The following is a 14,105-nucleotide window of genomic DNA, read 5'->3' on the forward strand; positions in this document are numbered from 1 at the left end:
GCGGTGAACAGAGGGCCCCTGCCGTTCTTGCGATGATCGGCCGGTGACCTCGACACAGCAGCACCCCTACCCGCCCCCCGACCCACGGCGCGACAACGGCGCCGTGCAGGGCGGCGGATCCGGCCACGGGGGCCGTGGTGCCGGTGACGGACACATCCACGGACAGGGCGAGCAGTACGACCACGGGCACGGCCCCGACCACGCCCACCATCACGACGACGGCCACACCCAAGGCCACCCGACCGGTCCGAGCGCCGGCCCCGGCGGCCGCTCCAGCGCCGGTCACAACGACTCCGGGCCGGGCGGCGGTCACGGCCACTCGCACGGGCACAGCCACAACCACGGCCCCGCCGCGCCCGTCTCCAAGCATCTGCGCAAGGTCATCGCGGCGATCCTCATCCCCTTCACCGCCGCGGTCGTGGTCGGCCTGGTGGTGCTGTGGCCCGGTGGCGCCCCGCCTCACGAGCGCACCGGCGTCGGCTTCGACCGCCAGACGCAGGCGGCGACGGTCACCAAGGTCGTCTCGGTCAGCTGCAAGTCGGTCAACGCCTCCGGCGGCGGCTCGACCGGAGACACCTCCACCGCCGACGGCACCTCCTCGAAGCAGGAGGAGGGCGACACCTGCAAGAAGGCCACGGTCCGGGTCGACGCCGGCAAGAACAAGGGCCGTACCTTCACCGAGATCGTGCAGCCCGACCAGTCACGGCAGTTGCACGAGGGCGAGAAGGTCGTGGCCGCGTACGAACCCTCCGCGCCGAAGGACCTCCAGTACTCCGTCACCGACGTGAACCGGAAGTTCCCGATGGCGCTGCTGGCCGGGATCTTCGCACTCGCCGTCGTGGTGGTGGGCCGGCTGCGCGGTGTGATGGCACTGGTCGCACTGGCCGTCAGTTTCCTGGTGCTGACCATGTTCATCCTGCCGGGAATCCTGCAAGGCTCGAACCCGCTGCTGATGGCGGTGGTCGGGTCGAGCGCCATCATGCTGATCGCCCTCTACATCTGCCACGGGCTGTCGGCCCGGACCTCGGTGGCCGTGCTCGGCACGCTGGTCTCGCTGTGCCTGATCGGCCTGCTCGGCTCGGAGTTCATCGACTGGGCCGCGCTCACCGGCAACACCGACGACAACACCGGTCTGATCCACGGCCTGTATCCGTCGATCGACATGAGCGGTCTGCTGCTGGCCGGTGTCATCATCGGTTCGCTGGGTGTCCTGGACGACGTGACGGTCACCCAGACCTCGGCCGTCTGGGAACTGCACGAAGCCAACCCGACGATGGGCTGGCGCGGGCTGTACCGGGCGGGCATCCGCATCGGCCGCGACCACATCGCCTCCGTCGTCAACACCCTGGTGCTGGCCTATGCGGGCGCCGCGCTGCCGCTGCTGCTGCTCTTCTCGATCGCGCAGAGCAGTGTGGGCACGGTCGCCAACAGCGAGCTGGTGGCCGAGGAGATCGTGCGCACCCTGGTCGGCTCGATCGGCCTGGTCGCCTCGGTACCGGTCACCACACTGCTCGCGGCCCTGGTGGTGTCGGCAGACCGGCCGGGCACGGAGACAGCCGTGTCCATCGAGGCTGCGCCGGCCGCGGCCCGCGGCGGGCGGGGGCGTCGCCGGAAACGGTGAGGCACGGCGGCGCGCTCGGTGAGCCGTGAGTGGTGAGCCGTGAGTGGTGAGTGCTGAGCCGTGAGCGGCCTGGAGGAAAGCCGCCCACGGGGACCTTGCGGCAGGGGCCGGGCAGAGAACCGGTCACAGACCCGCCACGGACACGCAGAAGCGTTCCTGCCCGTCCTGACACGACTCGGCGGCGCGGGGAGCAGCGCGCTGTGCCGTAACGCTTCAGCCGGCGCTCTGTTCCTCGGCGAGGATGCGGTCCAGGGCCTCGTCGAGGTGGGCGTCGAAGTCGGCGAGCGAGCCCTCCTGGCCGAGCGGCACCAGTTTGTCCGTGCGGTCGAGGAATGCCACCAACGGGGGCGCGGAGGACCGGAACACCGCCTGGTCGCCGCCGACCTGAAGCCGGATCAGCACCTCGCCCAGCACCTCGGAATCGGCGGGCGCGATGTGCACATCGCCCTCGCCGCACGGCCGCCCCACCCCGTCGATCAGCAGCTCCCGCCCGAAGGCCCAGGTCACCGGCGCGTCCCCGGGCAGATGGAAGGTGAGCCGTACGGCATAGGGATCACAGGTCTCGTAGCGCAACTCCACGGGGATGCGGAAGGAGAGCTCCTCCGAGACGAGAAAGCTCATCATGACTTCTGCTTGTACGGACTCGCGCATTGCCTACCCCGTCATATGACGCCGACTGGCCGGGATTTATCCCTTTGATGGTGGTCAAATCTTGCTGAACGTACACAGCAGATCACAAGGAGTGAGTTTTCAGATACTGATAGCGATCGCCAGGGATCCCAGATGACGGCCCACTTCGGCCTGCAACTGCCGTACGGCGGGCAGCAGCCGGTCGGCCTGGTGAAGGGGGAGGGAGACCGCGATCGTGGCGGCCGTGGTGCCGACGGTCAGCGGGATCGCCGCGCACACCGTCCCCAGCGCGTACTCCTGGCGCTCCACCACCGGCTCCATCCGCCGCGTCCGTTCCAGCCGTCGCAGCAGGGTCCGGTCGTCACGGACCGTGTACGGGGTGAGGGGGCGCACGGGATAACGGGCGAGATGGTCGCGGCGGACGTCCTCGTCCAGCTGGGAGAGGAGGCACTGGCCGATGGCGTGCGCGTGTCCGGTCTCGCGGAATCCGGCCCACTCCTCGACCGCCGGGGTACCCGGGGAGTCGGCGACGCACATGACCTCGATCTCGCCGTCCCGGTACATGGAGTAGTACACCGGGACACCGATCGCGTCCCGCCAGTGGGCGAGGGTGTCGACGACCGCGCTGCGACGTTTCTGCTGTGCTCCGCTGCTGCTCAGCCGCTCCGCCGCCTCCCCCAGGAAGAACAGCCCCTTGTCGCGGCGCAGATAGCCCTCGTGGACCAGGGTGCGCAGCAGGTGATAGGCGGTGGGCAGGGCCAGGCCGGTCTCACGGGCCAGCTGTTTGGCGGGGGCGCCGTGTGCGTGTCCGGCGACACACTCCAGCAGGCGCATCGCGCGCTGCACGGAGCCGATGAGGGTGGCCGAGTGCGGCTGTGCGGGGTCGGCCGGCCGCTGCACGGGGGGTGTGCCGGAGCGGCGTTGGGCGGGGGGTGCCGGATGTTTTGTGGGTGCGGGGGCGGCGTCAAGCGTGGCCAAGGGTCACTCCCGGAGCGCGAGGGGGTCAGCGACTCTAACCGTCAGCCACCGCTCCCGATCCGCCCGCGCGGCAAACTTCCCTCCCCCGAGGGAACCGGCGATTCCCGCTTACCGACCGCCGATTCCCACGGTGCTCACCAGTCGCTCTTCGACGAGGAGCTCGACATGAACTTCCGCACGATGTAGATCAGTCCGCCGACCAGCGCCACGAAGATCAGCAGCTTGAAGAGCAGGAAGACCACCCAGCTGATCACGGCGGTGATCAGGCCGCCGAACACCACCAGCGCGATGACCGGCACCGCGATCCACTTCACCCACCACGGCAGACCTGTGAAGATCTCTCGCATTGCCCTGTCCTCCGCCTTCTCGTGCGCTCCGGCACGTACGGTCTCGTGCGTCCCGCACGATGCGATGTCCTGCACCCGATGCTAGAGCCGCGAGGGGACCATACGGGGGCCCCGGATCCCTTGTCCTCCCCTGACCCTTCCCCTAGGGAACCCCGAGAGCCGGGGTCAGGCCTCGGGGGGAGAGAAGACCACCAGAACCCTCAGATCCTCGCTGATGTGATGGAACTTGTGGGCCACCCCGGCGGGCACGTACACCACGCTGCCCCGCGCCACCTGCGTGGTCTCCAGGCCGACGGTGATCGCGGCACGGCCGCTGGCCACGAAGTAGACCTCGTCCTGGTTGTGCGGCCGCTGCGGGTCCTGCGCGCCCGCGTCGAGGGCATAGAGACCGACCGACATGTTCCGCTCCCGCAGGAACTGCAGGTAGGCCCCGTCATTGGCGGCGCGCTCCGCCTCCAGTTCGTCCAGCCGGAATGCCTTCATCTCAGTTGCCGCCCTCGCCTCACTATTTGCATCCGATCTCTTCTGTCACGATCAGACACATGAAGAATTTCGTAGTCAAGACGATCGCCAACGCGGGCGCTCTGGCAGTCGCCGTGTGGCTGCTCGACAAGATCACCCTGACCGGCGACAGCACCCCCAAGAAGGTCTGGACGCTGATCCTGGTGGCCCTGGTCTTCGGCCTGGTGAACTTCCTGGTCAAGCCGATCGTGAAGGTCCTCACCTTTCCGCTGTTCATCCTCACCCTCGGCCTGATCACCCTGGTGGTCAACGCGCTGATGCTGCTGTTGACGTCCTGGGTGTGCGACAAGCTGGACCTGAGCTTCCATGTGGACGGGTTCTGGACCGCCGTCCTGGGCGGCCTGATCATCTCGATCGTGTCCTGGGCGCTCAACATGATCCTTCCCGACACGGACTGAGCACCCGATGACCTACCGCGTCTGCTTCGTCTGCACCGGCAACATCTGCCGTTCCCCGATGGCGGAGTCCGTCTTCCGGGCCCGCACGGCCGAGGCCGGACTCGACGACCGTGTCGAGGCCGACAGCGCCGGCACCGGGGGCTGGCACGAGGGAGACGGCGCCGACCCGCGCGCCGTCCGCGTCCTCGCGGAGCACGGCTACGACAGCGACCACACCGCACGCCAGTTCCAGGCCTCCTGGTTCGCCCGCCTCGACCTCGTGATCGCCCTCGACTCCGGCCACCTCAAGGCCCTGCGCCGGCTCGCCCCCACCGAGCAGGACGCCCGCAAGGTACGGCTGCTGCGCGCGTACGACCCGGCCGCCGGCGACGACCTCGACGTACCGGATCCGTACTACGGCGCTCTGGACGGCTTCGAGGAGTGTCTTGAGATGGTGGAGGCGGCGAGCGAGGGGCTGCTCGCCGCGGTACGGGCAGAGGTGGAGGGAACGGCGGGATGAGCGAGGCGGCCATGGGCGAGGGCACGCGCGCGGTGCGGGCGGGGCTGCCCGAGCCGGTCAAGAACGAGCCGACCCTGCCGGGGCCGGTCTTCGCCGCGCACTTCCATCTGCCGGGCGAGGTGAGCGGGCCGTACGCCTACGGCCGCGACGAGAACCCGACCTGGACCCATCTGGAGCGGGCCATCGGTGAGCTGGAGGCGCCCGGCGATCCGGACGTCGAGACGCTGGTGTTCGCCTCCGGTGTGGCGGCCGTCTCGGCGGTGCTCTTCTCCCAGCTGAGCGCCGGGGACGCGGTCGTCCTGCCGTCCGACGGCTACCAGGTGCTGCCGCTGGTCCGCGCCCAGCTGGAGGCGTACGGCATCGAGGTGCGCACCGCACCGACCGCCGGCGACGCCCAGCTCGACGTCCTCGACGGGGCGAGGCTGCTGCTGATCGAGACGCCGTGCAACCCGGGACTCGACGTCTGTGACATCCGGCGTCTCGCCGAGGCGGCACACGCGCGTGGCGCCCTGGTAGCCGTCGACAACACCCTCGCCACCCCGCTCGGCCAGCGCCCGCTGGCCCTGGGCGCCGACTTCTCCATGGCCAGCGGCACCAAACAGCTCACCGGCCATGGAGACGTGCTGTTGGGGTACGTCACCGGGCGGGACGCGGCGGCCATGGCCTCGGTACGCCGCTGGCGCAAGATCATCGGGGCGATCTCCGGGCCCATGGAGGCCTGGCTGGCCCATCGCTCCCTCGCCACCCTCCAGTTGCGGGTGGACCGGCAGAACGCGACCGCCCTGCTGCTCGCGGAGGCGCTGCGCGAGCGGTCCGAGGTGAGCGGCCTGCGCTACCCGGGGCTGTCCGGCGATCCCGCGCACAAGATCGCCTCGCAGCAGATGCGCCGCTACGGCTCGGTGATCTCCTTCACACTGCCCACGCGCGCGCGTGCCGAACGCTTCCTCCAGGCGCTGCGGCTGGTCGACGATGCGACGAGCTTCGGCGGGGTGCGTTCCACGGCCGAGCGACGGCGGCGCTGGGGTGGGGACGACGTACCGGAGGGCTTCATCCGGCTGTCGGTCGGGGCCGAGGATCCCGAAGATCTTGTGGCCGATGTGCTGCGCGCACTCGACGAGTCGGATGAGTGACCGAATTTCGGACGCTTCCACAGGTCTGGCTACGCATAACGGACGGTCCGAACCTCCCCCCTCGCGGCTCGGACCGTCCCGGTTCTCGCGCGCCAAGAACCGCGCGACCAAGGCTAGTTGACTCTGCGTCAGTGTCCAATCACTGTAGCGACAGGAACCTATCGACTTATTTATAGTTGGGGACCTGCCCGGGGGCCGGAAAAGGGGCAGGCGGAACGGGAGGGCGTGCGATGGATCTGGCCTTGCTGCGCACCTTCGTGACCGTGCACCGGGCCGGCTCCTTCACCCGCGCCGCCGCCCTGCTCGGACTCTCGCAGCCGGCGGTGACCTCCCAGATCCGGACGCTGGAACAGCAACTCGGTCGTCCGCTCTTCCTGCGCCAGGCCCGTGGGGTGACTCCCACGACCATCGGCGACGAACTCGCCCACAAGGCCGCCCCACATCTCGACGCCCTCGTGGAAATAGCGGAACGCGGCCTCGACGACGACTCCTCGGTGCGCACCCTGCACCTCGCCGGGCCACCCGAGTTCACCGCGGAACGCGCTCTTCCCGCTCTCACGGAGCTCGCCGGCGACGACGGCCAGGGCTTCGCACTGCGCGCCTCGTTCGGGAACGCCGAGGAGACCCTGGAGGGGCTGTCCGCCGGTCACCACGACCTGGCCATCAGTACCGTCCGGCCGCGCGGCGCCCTGCTCACCGCCACCGCGCTCTGCGACGAGGAGCATGTCCTGGTCGCCGCTCCACGCTGGGCCGAGGAGATCGGCACCGGTGCCGTGCGCGGCAAGGGCGCGGCCGTCCTGGAGAATCTGCCGGTCGTCGAGGTCCATGAGTCGCTGCCGTTCGTCTCGCGCTACTGGGGTTCCGTCTTCGACACGCGGCCGGCCGCCTCGGGCACGGTCGTGGTCCCTGATCTGCGCGCGGTGCTCGCCTGTGCGGTCGCGGGTGCCGGCCTCGCGGTGCTGCCCCGGTACCTGTGCACGGCCGCCCTGGAGCGCGGCGAGGTCGCGGCGCTGCACGATCCTCCGGTCCCCCCGCTGCGGACGTACTTCCTTGTGGTGCGCACCGGCACGCTCGCCATGCCGCATGTGGCACGGGCGCACGAGTGGCTCCAGCACGCGGCCGCGGACTGGAGCTGAGCGCGCGTTCTGCGGAGTTGACGCAATGCCGCCGTACGGTGGCGCTTCGCGATGTTTCACGTGGAACCAGCTGGGCCACATTTCTCCCATGACCGTCCGACCCGTGGTCAAGCGCACCGCCCGTGCCGTCCTTCTGGACGGCGATGACCTGATCCTGATCAAGCGCACCAAGCCAGGTGTCGATCCCTACTGGGTCACTCCCGGTGGCGGGGTCGAGCCCGAGGACACCACCGTCGTCGACGCCCTGCACCGTGAGGTGGACGAGGAGCTCGGCGCCAAGATCACCGACGTGGTGCCCTGCTTCGTGGACACCGTGGAGCACATCGGTGACAGCGGCAGCACGACCGGTGTGAAGGTGCAGCACTTCTTCGTCTGCCGGCTGGAGTCCATGGACCCGGCTCTGCGGCACGGCCCTGAAATCGACGAACCCGCCGGCGAGTACGAGATCGTGCGTGTCCCCTTCACTCGGGTGGGGATCGCCTCCGTGCATCTCGTGCCGCTGTCGCTGCGGCACTACCTGGACGGCAACATCGAGGGTGTGCGGGCCATGCACGCCCCGGATCTCGGATGACGGGTCAGTCGCCGACGACGACCAGTTCCTCGACCGAGTCGTGCCGGATGCGGTGTGCGGGGAAGCCGACGTCCCGCAGCGCGGTGATCCCGTTGCGGATCATGCCGGGCGGGCCGGACAGACAGGCGTCGTAATCGATCCACGGGCCGTACCCGCGGATGGCGTCGGGGAGCTGGAGGTGTGCCTGCCGGTCGACGACCGCACGGACCGCGAGCCAGGGATGGCTCTGCTGGAGCCGGAGCAGGGTGTCGATGTCGTACAGGTCGTGTTCGGTGCGGGCGCCGTAGAACACCTCGACCGGGCGGCGCGATCCGCGTTCGGCGATGTCCTCGACCATCGCCTTGATGGGTGCGATGCCGGTGCCGCCGCCCAGGCAGAGCAGTCCGTTGTCCCTGGTGTGGTCGACGGTCATCGAACCGCCGGGCGGGCCGAGGCGGATGACGTCGCCGGGGCGGGCGCGGTGCACCAGCGAGTTGGAGACCCAGCCTGCCGGGACGGCCTTCACATGGAACGTGAACAGGCCGTCCGAGCGGGGCGCCGAGGCGAAGGAGTAGTGCCGCCACACCCGCGGCCACCAGGCCGTCTCCACACTCGTGTACTGCCCGGCAAGGAAGGGGTACGGCTGGTCCGGACGGAGTGTGAGCACCGCGACGTCCGCGGTCCTGAGGTCATGGGCGACGATCTCCGCGTGCCACCACGCCGGGGCGCGCAGTTCGTCGGTGGCCGCCGCGTCGATCATCACCTGGGACATCGTCGTGTACGCGCGTACCCAGGCCGCCTCCGTCTCGGGATCCCAGATGCCCGAGGCATACCTGCTCAGCGCGCCGATGAGGCATTCGCCGACGGCCGGGTAGTGCTCGGGCCGGGTGCCGTACTTGCGGTGGCCGCGGCCCAGGTTCTGGAGGTACTCGACCAGGACGGGCGTGTTGTCGATGTGCTCGGCCGCGGTGAGCAGCGCCTTCAGCAGCCGGTCCCGCTGGGTGTCCATGGCGGCCGGGAACAGGGAACGCAGTTCGGGGTGGCGGACGAAGAGCAGTGCGTAGAAGTACGAGGTGACCTTGTCGGCGATCGGACCGACCTCGGCCATGGTGCCGCGGATACGGATCGCGTCCGGTGAGGCGTTCTGCGTCTGCTGGGCACTGCGCCGGGGCGGGACGTCCTCGAAGGCGCCCGGTGGGGGGTGCGGGGTCGTGCGCGCGTAGGGGCCGGGCGCCGCGTACTGCCCGCCGGGCGGGGCCTCAGCGGCTCCCTGAAAGCGTGCGGGCTCCGTCGGTGGCCATATTCGCTCCTGGGGCGCCGCGGCCGCGGGAGGGCGGCCCTGGGGCGTTTCCCGACCGCTCCCCGGCGCCACGACCGGAGGCTCGGTGGCAGTGTCGAACGCGGGCCTGCTGTGGGGCGCGAACCAATGGCCTCCGCCGGCCCCGTCGTTGCCCGCCGACGTGGTGGTCGGAGCGTCCATGGTGTGCCCTCGCCTCGAACATCTTGCGGTCGGTCTGCGCACTTCCCTCGGAAGGTGCTTGCTTTCCCCCGTTGACGGCTAGCTCTCCCCGGTCGGGCCCTGTGGCCGACACGACCACATTGAACCCGCGATTCTCCCGTGTACGGACAAGTAAGGCGAGAGTGTGACATGGGCCGCAATCGCTCCCGCAGAAGCGCCCCGCCCCGGACATGAACCGGAGTCGACCCTACCGGCCGTCGCCGCGCGCACAAGTCCCCCCTGTCTCCCTCGTGATTCTGGCAACGGGCGAACCATCGGTTCCCTCAATTACCGGGCGCCACGCGTCAATTCATAGGCTTCCCATAGATCCCGGCCCGTGTAGGAGTACGTCGCGAGACCGGCGAGATGTCCGTCCGCATTGACCGCCACGGATACCGGAACCGCACCGAACAAGTCCCTGTCCGACATCGAGTCGCCGTAGGCGACACAGTCCGCCCGTCCGATCCCGAACTGCTCGCACAGCCGGTCCGCGATCGTCACCTTGGCGGCTGCGGTGAGCGCTCCAGCCGGATCCATCGGTTCGACGAACGGAACCGCCGGGAATTGCGATCCGAAGGCCGCATGGGCTCCCCAGTCCAGGAGACGTTCCACGAAGAAGGAAGGCGACAGCGAGACCACCGCGCAGTAGTCCCCCGATCCCCTGATCTCGGCCCAGACATCCCGGATCCGGGCCAGCCACGGCGCACCGTCGAATGCCGCCGTCACATGCGCCTCGGTCAGCTCGGCCCAGAGCGTGTACACCCGTGTCGCGTACTCCGACGGGTCTATCCGTCCCGCCGAAATGGCCCGATCAAGCTCTACGGTCTCTTCTTCCAGACCAAGTTGTCGGGATATCTCGACGGGCGCGGAGGTGCCGTGCAGCAAAGTGCCGTCAAGATCGAATAGATGAAGTCTCGCCATGGCCCGAGGCTAACGGGAAGGCTCACAACTCCTCGGTACGGCCACGAACCGCTGCCCTGCGACGGTGTTTCACGTGAAACGTCCTGGATCTGTACAAGGGCTGTGCTGAGGGCTACGACATGGCCAAAAGCGCGTGCGTCTCCCTGGAAACAGGTGGACGCCGGGGGCGCCGGTCGGAAAGCCTGACCTGCGTGTCAACTCCTTCCGACGCCGCTCTGCCCATTCGCCGACTGACGCCACGCGATCTCAGCGCCTGCGCCGACTTGTCCGAGGATCGGGGGTGGCCCCGTGAGGAACACAAGTGGCGCCTGCTCCTCACGGCCGGGAAGGGATATGGCGTCGACGACCCCGGCGGAGGCCTGGTGGCCGCCTGTGTCGTCACGGAGTACGGCACAGGGGAACGCCCACGTCTCGGCGCGGTCGGCATGGTCCTGGTCGCCGAACGACACGCCCGCCAGGGCATCGGCCGCCGGCTGATGCGGCACATCGTCTCGGCGATGGGGACGACTCCCCTGACCCTGTACGCGACGCCGTACGGGCGTCCGCTCTACGAGGAGCTGGGGTTCAAGGCCACGGGGCGTTCGGAGATGCTGTCCGGGCCCTTCACGCCGGGCGGGTCCCAGCCTCGGGTGGCGACGCGGACGGCCACCGCTGAGGACCTCGGTTCCATCCTGCGGCTCGACGAGGAGGTGTTCGGCGTCGACCGCACCCTTCTCATCACCCGGCTGCCCGCGTTCTCGGACCTGCTGCACGTCGCTGTGGACGACGGGCGAATCGTGGGATACGCGGCCGCGTGGCCCAACATGGACACGCATGTCGTCGGGCCGCTGATCGCGCGTGACACCGAGACGGCGAAGTCCCTGATCGCCTCGCTCGCCGCCCACACCGATCGCCCGCTCCGTACGGACATCGACGTCAGACACGAGGAGCTGCTGAGCTGGGCGAAGGCGCGTGGACTGACTTCCGTCGCCATGAACTCCGTCATGACCTACGGCATCGCGGAGTCACCGGGGGACTGGACACGACGGTTCGCGCCGCTGACGGTGGCGGCGGGCTGAGAAGCCTTCGACGCGGTGAACGCCGGCTCCCGGACGGAGTCGGCGTTCACGTTGAGCGGGAGTGCCGGTCAGGCGAGTGCCTGGACGGCGGCGGTGGCGAAGCCGTGGTCCTGGCCGGGCGCACCGCCGCCGACGCCGATCGCTCCGACGAGACGGCCGTCCCGCCGTACGGGGACACCGCCCGCGATGAACAGCAGCGGCTGGTCGAGCGCCGTGGGCAGGGTGTGGAAGAGGCCACCGGGCTGCACGGCGTCGATCAGGTCGGCGGTGGCGGTGTTCAGCTGGAGCGCCGTGTAGGCCTTGCGAGTGCTGGTCTCGCCGGAGATGAGCACGGCACGGTCATCCCGGCGGAAGGCCAGCAGATGGCCTCCGGCGTCCAGGACGGTGATGGTGACGGTGACCCCCGCGGCCTCGGCGGCGCGGCCGGCCTCGGTGATCAGGAGCTCGGCGTCCTGGATGGTGAGCGGGGTGACGGTGGTGGTGCTCATGGTTCTCCTTGGATGGTGCTGACGTGCGGTGAGAAGGGCGGACGGTCAGTGGTGGACCGACGCCTGCTGTCCGGCGGTCGTGCCGCCGGTGACCACCGCACTCGGGGCGCTGTCGCGGCGTTCCAGCGCGGCCGACAGGAAGGCGAGGACGAGGGCGGCCGCGGCGAGGGCGGCGCCCACCCAGTTGGGGGAGGTGTAGCCGAAGCCGGCGGCGATCACGATGCCGCCGAGCCAGGCGGACAGGGCGTTGCCGAGGTTGAAGGCGCCGATGTTCACGGCCGAGGCCAGGGTGGGAGCACCGTGGGCCTGGTCGAGGACGCGCTTCTGGAGCGGCGGAACCGTGGCGAAGCCCAGGGCGCCGATCAGGGCGACGGTCACCGCGGCCGCGATCTTGCTGTGTGCGGTGAGCGTGAAGAGGGCGAGCACCACGGCAAGGGCGCCCAGGGACACGTAGAGCATGGGCATCAGGGCACGGTCGGCGAACCTGCCGCCGACGAGGTTGCCTGCCACCATGCCGAGGCCGAAGAGGACCAGCAGCCAGGTGACGGAGCCGTCGGCGAAGCCGGTGACCTGGGTCATCATCGGCGCGATGTAGGTGATGGCCGCGAAGACCCCGCCGAAGCCGAGGACGGTCATCGCCATAGCGAGCAGGACCTGGGTGTTCTTGAACGCGGCCAGCTCGTGCCGCAGATGCACGCCCTGCGGCTTGGGCAGTTCGGGGACCAGCTTCGCGATACCGGCCAGGCCGACGACGCCAAGGGCGGCGACGATGCCGAAGGTGACGCGCCAGCCGACGTGCTGCCCCACGAGGGTGCCGAGCGGGACGCCGATGACGTTGGCGACGGTGAGGCCGGTGAACATCAGCGCGATGGCCCCCGCCTTCTTGCTGGGGGCGACGAGTTCGGCCGCCACGACCGAGCCGATGCCGAAGAAGGCGCCGTGGGCAAGGGAGGCGACCACCCGGCCGATCAACATGACGGCGAAGACGGGAGCCACGGCGGTCAGCAGGTTGCCGGCGATGAAGAAGCCCATGAGCAGCATCAGCATCCGCTTGCGGGGAACCTTCGTGCCCAGCACGGTCATCAGCGGGGCGCCGATCACGACGCCGAGCGCGTAGCCCGTGACGAGCAGACCGGCGGTCGGGATGGAGACCCCGAAGTCACCCGCGACCTCGGGCAGCAAGCCCATGATCCCGAACTCGGTCGTGCCGATTCCGAAGGCCCCGATCGCGAGGGCCAGAAGCGCGAGAGGCATGGAGGTACGACCTTCCCAGACGATTGCAGATGCGCTTTGCGTGCGTCCACAATAGTTGCAGACGCGGGCTATACGCAAGCAAGGGATATTGCGGTCCTGCTCTATCCTGGGTTCAACGGCTCCTGGACGGAGGAATACGCCGATGACAGCGACGGACCCCGCGCTCACCGCCCTCGCCCAGGGCTGGTGCGCCCTCTCCCTGCTGCACGGGAGGATCGAGGCACACATCGAGCGCGCCCTTCAGACCAAGCACGACCTGAGCGTGCGCGAGTACTCGCTGCTCGACGTCCTCAGCCGACAGCACGACGACGAGGGGGGGCATCTCCAGATGAAGCAGGTCGCCGACGCGGTCGTCCTCAGCCAGAGCGCCACCACCCGGCTGGTCACGCGGCTGGAGGACCGCGGCCTTCTGGAGCGCTACCTCTGCCCCACCGACCGCCGGGGCATCTACACGAACGTCACCGAGGCGGGCCTGCGACTGCTGGAAGAGGCTCGCCCCACCAACGACACGGCGCTGCGCGAGGCCCTCGACGAGGCGGCCAGGAAGCCGGAACTCGCCCCCCTGGTCCAGGCCGTGGAGTCGCTGCACGTACCCGCATAGGCTGCGGGCATGGGAGACCTTGACATTCGCACCGCGGTCGCCGAGGACATCCCGGCCATCGTCGGGATGCTCGCCGACGACCCGCTCGGGGCCCAGCGGGAAGCGCCGGACGACCTTGCGCCCTACCTGGGCGCCCTGGAACGAATCAGCGCCGACCCCAACCAGCACCTGGTCGTCGCCGTCCGCGGGGGCCGCCTCGTCGGCACACTTCAGCTCACGGTCATTCCCGGACTGTCGAGACGCGGTGCCACCCGGTCGATCATCGAAGGCGTGCGTATCCACGCCGACGAACGCGGCAGCGGACTGGGCACCCTGTTCATCGAGTGGGCGATCGACGAGTCCCGCCGCCAGGGCTGCCAGTTGGTCCAGCTGACCTCGGACGCGTCCCGGATCGACGCCCATCGCTTCTACGAGCGACTCGGCTTCACCGCCTCGCACGTGGGCTTCAAGCTCGAGATCTGACCGGCAGCGACT

Annotated in this window: 17 protein-coding genes; 9 read left to right on the top strand and 8 right to left on the bottom strand. The window is 69.4% G+C overall.

What is annotated here, in order from left to right:
- Positions 1 to 43 precede the first annotated feature (43 nt).
- Positions 44 to 1,621 carry a YibE/F family protein gene (locus tag IEZ11_RS12780; RefSeq protein WP_229712985.1) on the top strand — a complete coding sequence of 526 codons (1,578 nt, stop codon included), beginning with the start codon at positions 44 to 46 and terminating at the stop codon, positions 1,619 to 1,621.
- A 213-nt stretch (positions 1,622 to 1,834) separates the two neighbouring features.
- Here the strand turns inward: IEZ11_RS12780 and IEZ11_RS12785 are convergent, their stop codons facing one another.
- From IEZ11_RS12785 to IEZ11_RS12800, 4 genes are all read right to left on the bottom strand, one after another.
- Positions 1,835 to 2,272 (bottom strand): SsgA family sporulation/cell division regulator, encoded by a 438-nt coding sequence (locus tag IEZ11_RS12785; protein ID WP_189262811.1) that lies wholly within the window; start codon positions 2,270 to 2,272, stop codon positions 1,835 to 1,837.
- 99 nt (positions 2,273 to 2,371) lie between these two features.
- Complete coding sequence (locus IEZ11_RS12790; RefSeq protein ID WP_308426472.1) at positions 2,372 to 3,097, bottom strand: IclR family transcriptional regulator; 726 nt, start codon at positions 3,095 to 3,097, stop codon at positions 2,372 to 2,374.
- A 266-nt stretch (positions 3,098 to 3,363) separates the two neighbouring features.
- Complete coding sequence (locus IEZ11_RS12795) at positions 3,364 to 3,576, bottom strand: DUF5326 family protein (RefSeq protein ID WP_189262812.1); 213 nt, start codon at positions 3,574 to 3,576, stop codon at positions 3,364 to 3,366.
- Between the two features lie 165 nt (positions 3,577 to 3,741).
- The gene (locus IEZ11_RS12800; RefSeq protein WP_189262813.1) at positions 3,742 to 4,059 is read right to left on the bottom strand and encodes a cupin domain-containing protein; all 318 of its coding nucleotides are present in this window, start codon (positions 4,057 to 4,059) and stop codon (positions 3,742 to 3,744) included.
- 59 nt (positions 4,060 to 4,118) lie between these two features.
- On the opposite strand from IEZ11_RS12800, the gene IEZ11_RS12805 reads away from it, so the two are divergent.
- The 5 genes from IEZ11_RS12805 (at position 4,119) to IEZ11_RS12825 (ending at position 7,832) form a co-directional block, all read left to right on the top strand.
- Positions 4,119 to 4,496 (top strand): phage holin family protein, encoded by a 378-nt coding sequence (locus IEZ11_RS12805; RefSeq protein WP_189262814.1) that lies wholly within the window; start codon positions 4,119 to 4,121, stop codon positions 4,494 to 4,496.
- Positions 4,497 to 4,503: 7 nt separating this feature from the next.
- Entirely contained in the window at positions 4,504 to 4,995 is a 492-nt protein-coding gene (locus tag IEZ11_RS12810; RefSeq protein ID WP_189262815.1) for a low molecular weight protein-tyrosine-phosphatase, read from the top strand.
- Positions 4,992 to 6,125 carry a cystathionine gamma-lyase gene (locus tag IEZ11_RS12815; protein ID WP_189262816.1) on the top strand — a complete coding sequence of 378 codons (1,134 nt, stop codon included), beginning with the start codon at positions 4,992 to 4,994 and terminating at the stop codon, positions 6,123 to 6,125. Before IEZ11_RS12810 ends, IEZ11_RS12815 begins: the two co-directional genes overlap by 4 nt.
- A gap of 230 nt (positions 6,126 to 6,355) precedes the next feature.
- Positions 6,356 to 7,261 (top strand): LysR family transcriptional regulator, encoded by a 906-nt coding sequence (locus IEZ11_RS12820; protein ID WP_189262817.1) that lies wholly within the window; start codon positions 6,356 to 6,358, stop codon positions 7,259 to 7,261.
- A gap of 88 nt (positions 7,262 to 7,349) precedes the next feature.
- Positions 7,350 to 7,832: an NUDIX hydrolase gene (locus tag IEZ11_RS12825; protein WP_189262818.1), complete on the top strand. Its 483-nt coding sequence runs from the start codon at positions 7,350 to 7,352 to the stop codon at positions 7,830 to 7,832.
- Between the two features lie 4 nt (positions 7,833 to 7,836).
- Here IEZ11_RS12825 and IEZ11_RS12830 read toward each other — a convergent pair whose 3' ends face one another.
- Together IEZ11_RS12830 and IEZ11_RS12835 are read right to left on the bottom strand one after the other, a co-directional pair.
- The gene (locus IEZ11_RS12830) at positions 7,837 to 9,291 is read right to left on the bottom strand and encodes a globin domain-containing protein (protein ID WP_189262819.1); all 1,455 of its coding nucleotides are present in this window, start codon (positions 9,289 to 9,291) and stop codon (positions 7,837 to 7,839) included.
- A 306-nt stretch (positions 9,292 to 9,597) separates the two neighbouring features.
- Positions 9,598 to 10,230, bottom strand: coding sequence for an HAD family hydrolase (locus tag IEZ11_RS12835; RefSeq protein ID WP_189262820.1), 633 nt, complete (start codon positions 10,228 to 10,230; stop codon positions 9,598 to 9,600).
- 191 nt (positions 10,231 to 10,421) lie between these two features.
- Between IEZ11_RS12835 and IEZ11_RS12840 the strand changes: the two genes are divergently transcribed.
- The gene (locus IEZ11_RS12840) at positions 10,422 to 11,288 is read left to right on the top strand and encodes a GNAT family N-acetyltransferase (protein WP_189262821.1); all 867 of its coding nucleotides are present in this window, start codon (positions 10,422 to 10,424) and stop codon (positions 11,286 to 11,288) included.
- 68 nt (positions 11,289 to 11,356) lie between these two features.
- Here the strand turns inward: IEZ11_RS12840 and IEZ11_RS12845 are convergent, their stop codons facing one another.
- Positions 11,357 to 11,776, bottom strand: a complete 420-nt coding sequence (locus tag IEZ11_RS12845) for a GlcG/HbpS family heme-binding protein (protein ID WP_189262822.1) — start codon at positions 11,774 to 11,776, stop codon at positions 11,357 to 11,359.
- Positions 11,777 to 11,821: 45 nt separating this feature from the next.
- Positions 11,822 to 13,030, bottom strand: coding sequence for an MFS transporter (locus IEZ11_RS12850; protein ID WP_189262823.1), 1,209 nt, complete (start codon positions 13,028 to 13,030; stop codon positions 11,822 to 11,824).
- Positions 13,031 to 13,172: 142 nt separating this feature from the next.
- Here IEZ11_RS12850 and IEZ11_RS12855 point away from each other — a divergent pair, with 142 nt between their 5' ends.
- Positions 13,173 to 13,631 carry a MarR family winged helix-turn-helix transcriptional regulator gene (locus IEZ11_RS12855; RefSeq protein ID WP_189262824.1) on the top strand — a complete coding sequence of 153 codons (459 nt, stop codon included), beginning with the start codon at positions 13,173 to 13,175 and terminating at the stop codon, positions 13,629 to 13,631.
- Between the two features lie 9 nt (positions 13,632 to 13,640).
- Positions 13,641 to 14,093, top strand: coding sequence for a GNAT family N-acetyltransferase (locus IEZ11_RS12860; protein ID WP_189262825.1), 453 nt, complete (start codon positions 13,641 to 13,643; stop codon positions 14,091 to 14,093).
- Positions 14,094 to 14,105 lie beyond the last annotated feature (12 nt).

The organism is Streptomyces fuscichromogenes (assembly GCF_014645815.1).
Taxonomy (GTDB): domain Bacteria; phylum Actinomycetota; class Actinomycetes; order Streptomycetales; family Streptomycetaceae; genus Streptomyces; species Streptomyces fuscichromogenes.

Excerpts from the sequence above, each read along its gene's own strand:
- IEZ11_RS12785 (WP_189262811.1), bottom strand. The coding sequence starts at position 2,272 with ATGCGCGAGTCCGTACAAGCAGAAGTCATGATGAGCTTTCTCGTCTCG.
- IEZ11_RS12795 (WP_189262812.1), bottom strand. The coding sequence starts at position 3,576 with ATGCGAGAGATCTTCACAGGTCTGCCGTGGTGGGTGAAGTGGATCGCG.
- IEZ11_RS12800 (WP_189262813.1), bottom strand. The coding sequence starts at position 4,059 with ATGAAGGCATTCCGGCTGGACGAACTGGAGGCGGAGCGCGCCGCCAAT.
- IEZ11_RS12805 (WP_189262814.1), top strand. The coding sequence starts at position 4,119 with ATGAAGAATTTCGTAGTCAAGACGATCGCCAACGCGGGCGCTCTGGCA.
- IEZ11_RS12810 (WP_189262815.1), top strand. The coding sequence starts at position 4,504 with ATGACCTACCGCGTCTGCTTCGTCTGCACCGGCAACATCTGCCGTTCC.
- IEZ11_RS12815 (WP_189262816.1), top strand. The coding sequence starts at position 4,992 with ATGAGCGAGGCGGCCATGGGCGAGGGCACGCGCGCGGTGCGGGCGGGG.
- IEZ11_RS12820 (WP_189262817.1), top strand. The coding sequence starts at position 6,356 with ATGGATCTGGCCTTGCTGCGCACCTTCGTGACCGTGCACCGGGCCGGC.
- IEZ11_RS12825 (WP_189262818.1), top strand. The coding sequence starts at position 7,350 with ATGACCGTCCGACCCGTGGTCAAGCGCACCGCCCGTGCCGTCCTTCTG.
- IEZ11_RS12830 (WP_189262819.1), bottom strand. The coding sequence starts at position 9,291 with ATGGACGCTCCGACCACCACGTCGGCGGGCAACGACGGGGCCGGCGGA.
- IEZ11_RS12835 (WP_189262820.1), bottom strand. The coding sequence starts at position 10,230 with ATGGCGAGACTTCATCTATTCGATCTTGACGGCACTTTGCTGCACGGC.
- IEZ11_RS12845 (WP_189262822.1), bottom strand. The coding sequence starts at position 11,776 with ATGAGCACCACCACCGTCACCCCGCTCACCATCCAGGACGCCGAGCTC.
- IEZ11_RS12850 (WP_189262823.1), bottom strand. The coding sequence starts at position 13,030 with ATGCCTCTCGCGCTTCTGGCCCTCGCGATCGGGGCCTTCGGAATCGGC.
- IEZ11_RS12855 (WP_189262824.1), top strand. The coding sequence starts at position 13,173 with ATGACAGCGACGGACCCCGCGCTCACCGCCCTCGCCCAGGGCTGGTGC.
- IEZ11_RS12860 (WP_189262825.1), top strand. The coding sequence starts at position 13,641 with ATGGGAGACCTTGACATTCGCACCGCGGTCGCCGAGGACATCCCGGCC.